The sequence below is a fragment of the Virgisporangium aurantiacum genome (genome assembly GCF_016863635.1).
In the GTDB taxonomy this organism is placed as follows: domain Bacteria; phylum Actinomycetota; class Actinomycetes; order Mycobacteriales; family Micromonosporaceae; genus Virgisporangium; species Virgisporangium aurantiacum.
The window spans coordinates 1-1552 of record NZ_BOPG01000179.1 but is presented as its reverse complement, the minus strand read 5'-3'; the positions used below and the strand labels follow the sequence as shown (position 1 = coordinate 1552).

The window sequence follows — 1552 nt, the reverse complement described above, 5'->3', positions numbered from 1 at the left end:
GGCTGTTGACCGACGTGCTGGATGAGGATGGCGGCGGCGTTCGCCGTGATGATGTGGTGCTGGCGTGAAGAGGCCCCGCCGGCGTAGCCGGCGGGGCGTTGGTGGTCGTGTTGTCGTGGTGGTGTTCAGCGTGTCGCTGTGGGGCTCATGGGGTGGTGTTCATTCGGTGGTGACCTCGGCGATGGCGGCCCGTGTGCTGGATTCGTCGATGATGGCCTTCTTGGCTGCGTAGGCGGCGACGAGGGCTTGGACGGCGAGGTTGTTGACCGCGCGTGGCAGGCCGCGGGAGACCTGGTGGATCAGTGCGGTGGCGTCGTCGCTGAACAGTGTGTCCGATCGGCCGGCTAGCTTGAGGTGGTGGGCGATGTAGCTGGCGGTCTCCTTGTCGGTCATGCCGTTCATCGCGTAGCGCAGCGTGATCCGCTGGTCGAGTGCGGCGAAGGTGCCGAGTTTGATCCGCCGGCGCAGGGTTGGCTGTCCGACCAGCAGGCAGGCGAACGGCGAGTGGCTGTCCATCTCGCTGTTGGTGAGTAGCCGTAGTTCTTCGAGTTGGCCGGCGTCGAGCAGGTGCGCTTCGTCGAGCACGATGATGGTGATGCGGCCACGTTCGTGTTCCTCGGCGGCGAGCAGGTCCATCGTCTGCGGGATCAGCGTGGCTTTGTGGAAGCGCGGGAGTCCGCCGAGGGCGGTGACGATGCAGCCGTAGAGGCCGCGTCCGCCGACGGCGGGGTTGCCGAGGTAGATCATTGTGTGGCGGCTGGTGTCGAGGTTGGCGAGGGCGGCGCGGACGGCGACGGTCTTGCCGGCGCCGACTTCGCCGGTCACGACGCCGAGGCCGCGTTCGCTGATGCACCAGCCGATGCGGGCGACGGCTTCGGCGTGGGTGCCGTGGCGGTGCAGCATCTGCGGGGCGAGGGCCCGCCCGAACGGTGTCTTCGTGAACCCGTAGTGGGATTTGAGTTTCTCGATCACGCCGACACCCCCATGTCGTCGCCGGTTTCGGGAAGTTGGGAGTACCGGACCCGTTCGGCTAGGTCGGCGGCGTGCTGGGCTTCGACGAGGTGCAGGTAGTCGATCCCGGTCCGGGCCGGTGCCGGCGGTGTCGTCTCGTCGGGTCGAGCTTTGGCGTGCACGTGCCGACCGATGCGTTGCGGGATCGCGGTGCCCATGGGGCGGCCGTGCCAGCGGACCTCGATGCTGGTCAGGTCGAACGGGTCGAAGACGAGCTCGACCTTGCGCCCGGCCAGGGCGGCGTCGACTTCGTATTTGTTGCCGTGCAGCCCGACGGTGGCGGTCTTGGTGACGGTGCGCCATTCCGACCACAGGAACGCCTCCCGCAGCTGCGCTGGTGAGGGCAGCGGCAACGGTTGCGACGGTGGCTGCTGGTCTGGCCGCCCGGACCACCGCTGGATCGGCGCCTGCCCGGTCTCGGTGTGCTCGCGGTGGTGGTAGACGGTTTCCACCCACGCGGTGAACAGCGTGTTCAACTGCACCAGGTCATCGAGTTCGCGGCCGGATCCGATCTCGACAAGGAATTGGTCGCGCACGGTCC

Annotated in this window: 2 protein-coding genes; both read right to left on the bottom strand. The window is 67.7% G+C overall.

What is annotated here, in order from left to right; genetic code table 11:
* Positions 1 to 159: 159 nt before the first annotated feature.
* Positions 160 to 972: an ExeA family protein gene (locus tag Vau01_RS62920; protein ID WP_204015437.1), complete on the bottom strand. Its 813-nt coding sequence runs from the start codon at positions 970 to 972 to the stop codon at positions 160 to 162.
* On the bottom strand, positions 969 to 1552 hold a 584-nt coding region (locus tag Vau01_RS62915; RefSeq protein WP_204015435.1), incomplete at its 5' end, for a Mu transposase C-terminal domain-containing protein. The genes Vau01_RS62920 and Vau01_RS62915, both read right to left, overlap by 4 nt.